The 3,296-nt window shown below is 68.2% G+C and carries 1 protein-coding gene and 2 pseudogenes; all 3 read right to left on the reverse strand.

Annotation, left to right across the window (positions count from 1 at the left end):
* A pseudogene (locus NF20_RS26285) lies at positions 1-124 on the reverse strand (transposase); the annotation flags it as partial.
* A 43-nt stretch (positions 125-167) separates the two neighbouring features.
* A pseudogene (locus NF20_RS11690) lies at positions 168-2,110 on the reverse strand (tyrosine-type recombinase/integrase).
* Positions 2,107-3,156: a tyrosine-type recombinase/integrase gene (locus NF20_RS11695; protein ID WP_007172498.1), complete on the reverse strand. Its 1,050-nt coding sequence runs from the start codon at positions 3,154-3,156 to the stop codon at positions 2,107-2,109. Before NF20_RS11695 ends, NF20_RS11690 begins: the two are co-directional and overlap by 4 nt.
* Positions 3,157-3,296 lie beyond the last annotated feature (140 nt).

A 3,296-nucleotide genomic window follows, 5' to 3' on the forward strand; every position in this document is an offset into this window, starting at 1 on the left:
GCGACCTGCATTCGTCGTGTTGTTCAACGAGTACCGAGCCGGCGAGCCGTAACAGCGCGTCGCGGTTGGGGAACACGCCGACGACGTCGGTGCGGCGTTTGATTTCCTTGTTGAATCGCTCCATTATCCGGCCCTCGGGGGCGGGTCAACCCGTCGGGGTGGGATGTTCATCGATCGAGGCGCTGGAGGTGGTCGGTAAGGGCGTGGGCGACGCGTCGTGGCGGGCGGCTTCGTCGGTCCAGCCGCGGCACTCGGCGTCGGTTCTGAGGGCCTGGACGTCGGCGAGTTGGTCGGTGAGCGTGTCGCGGAATTCGGGGGCGGTGACGTAGTTGTCGCAGGTTTCGCAGATGTTGGCATAAGGGCACGCGCCCGCGGATTCGTGGCGAGCGCAGTATCCGTGTGCAACGCGGGTTTTCAGCATTTCACTGTGCAGCCAGCCGACCTTGTCGGGCAGGATCGGTTTGCCGACCGGGGTGAGGGTGAACTGGCGGCGCATCTTGCCCATCGCTTCGTCGTAGGCCGCGCGCAGGGTGGGCGAGGCCAGGGTGGCGTAGCGGATCGTCATTTGTGGAGTGACGTGCCCGAGTAAGGACATCAAGGCCTGCAGACTCATCCCGGCGTTGGCGAGTTCGGTGGCCCAGGTGTGGCGCAACTGATGTGGAGTGACCATCAGGACGCCGCCGTCGGGACGGTGCAACCCGGCGGATTCAGCGGCGGTGAGCAGCCCGTTGCGCAGCCGGGTGTAGCCCAGGCGGCGTCCGTGCCGGGTGAACAGAAAGTCGGTGAGCACGCCGGTGCGTGGGTGCGGCAGCGGCCGGTGCGTGCCGCGGAGGGCGACCCACTCGTCGAGCGCGGCGAGGGTCGCGGCGGAGAGCGGGACCATGCGTTCGGTGGCGAGCTTGCCCAGTGGCACCTTCAGCCAGGTTCCGGCCGGTCCGTAGTCGATGATGCTGCCCAGTTCGAGGTCGAGCAGTTCCCCCGCCCGCAGGCCGGCACCACGCAGCACGGTCAGGCCGATGCGGGCGAACGGATCCTGCAGGTGGGCAACGGCGTTCATCACTGCCGCGTCCACATCGGGTGCTAGCGCGCGTGGCAACGGCTGGTCGAGTTTGGGGACGTCGGCGGCGAATACCAACCGCCGTGGTGGGGCCTGCGCCCAGCCCCAGGCGGTGATGTCGTCGAGCAGGTTGCGCAGACTGAGCACTGCCGACTGGGCCACCGCGGCCGAGACGGTGCGCCCGGCGCCCGCGGCGGCGCGCTGACCACGCCAGCCCCGGGTGCGATTCCATTTCAGGTAGCCCTCGATGCAGCTCCGGTCGAGTTCACGCAGGCTGATGACGTCGGGATGGTGAGCGGTGAGGTATTCGGCGAAGGGCAGCAGGTCGTTGATCAGCGACTCGACCGATTTGGGCCGCAGCACCGCCGCGCGCACGCCGATGTAGCGCAGCAACGTCTGACGGATCGGGTCGGGCATCTCCACCTCGGTGAAGCGCTGCTCGAGGCTACGGGCCCACCGCCGGCGTTTCGGCGCGGTGTCGATGACCGCGGTCTCGAACAACAGCTGCCGCAGGCTGGCCAGCCGCCCCCTGTATGCCCGCCGCGACGATGGCGGCACCACGGTACGTGACAGCGCGGCGTCGAAGTCGTCGAGCGCGTCGCCGGTCAGGTCGGCGACCATTCCGCCGTGGTGTGCCAGCACTACCGCCAGACATTCGCCGAGGACCGTCTCGACCCAGGAACTCCTCCAGCCCAACCGAATTCCCGCATTCCGCAACGCGGCGAATCCGCTCGGATCCCGGTCCTCCACTGCGCGGCCCAGCCCGGTCAACTGTTTGACCGCGGCCAGCTCGACGTCCAGCCGTAACCGGCCGGTGCCGATCGTGTGACAGATCAGCGGCCACGCCCCGGTGTCCCGTATCTCGGCGATCCGCTCGGCTGCCGGCAGCGTCATCCAGGCGTGCAGGTCGCGGTGGCGTGCGGTGAAGTCGCGAGCGATCCGAATCCGGTCGCGTACCGCCCGCCCGCTCAAACCCAGGGTGGCGACGTGGTCGAGATAATCCGCCACCACCTCGTCGGCGCCTACGGGTTGGCCGACCAACACCGTGGTCACTGCCGGGCTCCGGCCAACGTCGCACGAGCAGCACCGTATTCGGCGGCGAGCTGCTCGATCGACAAATGCACGTAGCGGGCCGTGGTCTCCGGCGAGACATGCCCCATCAACGCCCGCAACGCCAGCAGATCGATTCCGGCCGCCGACAATTCGGTGCCGTAGGTATGCCGTAAACGGTGCGGGCGGACTCTTGTGGCGCCAGAGGTCTCCCGGTGCCGACGGAACAGGCTGCGCAGCCCGGCCTCGCTGACCGGTGCACCGGTCGTCGGGCCGCGCAGCACTACGAAGCACTGCGGCGTCGCCAACCCCGGCGGCCGCTCCCATCGCAGGTAGGCGGCGAGCTCGGTGAAGAACGCCGCATCGACCGGGACATGACGTTCCTTGCCGCCCTTGCCGATCACCCGAAGCCGGCGCCGGCCCATATCGACGTCGGCGAGCAGCAGGCCACGCGCCTCGGCCGAACGCAGCCCTCCGAGTAGCATCACCAGCACCATCGCCCGGTCCCGGTGCGTTGCCAGTGTCGCCAGGAACGCGTCGACATCGTTGGTGGACAACGATTCCGGAAGACGCTGCGGCTGACGCACCAACCTACCGCCACTGCGTGCACGCCCGGGACCCAGATGACCGAGCAACCCCCGCTGCGACTGGCGCAGCCCCTGTCCCCGCCGCGGCGACGGCACCGGATTGTCGGTGCAGACACCGGTCATCACCAGATACTCGAATAACGCGCGCACTGCCGCGACCCGGCGGTTCACCGTCGAAGCTGCCGGCGGGGTCGACGAGCGGTGACCGCCGGTGGGCTGGTCCGTTCGGCGGACGCCTTGCCAGTCGATCCAGTCGAACACCAACGGCGCATCGACCGCGGCGAGCCCGACCGCTTGCTGGACGAGGAACCGGCTCAAATTGGCGACGTCGAATGCGTAGGCCCGCACCGTGGCCGCGCTGAACCCCCGTCCCGCCAAATGGTTGAGAAACGCGTTCACCGCGTCCTGCCCGTCCCAGTCGCCCTCCAGGACATATCCGCTGTCGCTCTTGAGTACCCGCATCGCCGCTCCGCCTTCCCCCACCGAGATGCAGACAGCATCCATCCGTGCTCAGCGCTTGTGCGTGAACCTCACGCTGCAGCCCGAACCGTGTCCCCGGAGAGCCGGTTAACGGATAGTGGGTTGGTTGACAGATCTTTTTC

It is taken from the genome of Mycobacterium sp. MAC_080597_8934 (genome assembly GCF_000523975.1).
In the GTDB taxonomy this organism is placed as follows: Bacteria; Actinomycetota; Actinomycetes; order Mycobacteriales; family Mycobacteriaceae; genus Mycobacterium; species Mycobacterium avium.

What these genes read in the sequence shown, in the direction of transcription:
- NF20_RS11695 (WP_007172498.1), bottom strand. Translation starts at nt 3,156, where the DNA reads ATGCGGGTACTCAAGAGCGACAGCGGATATGTCCTGGAGGGCGACTGG.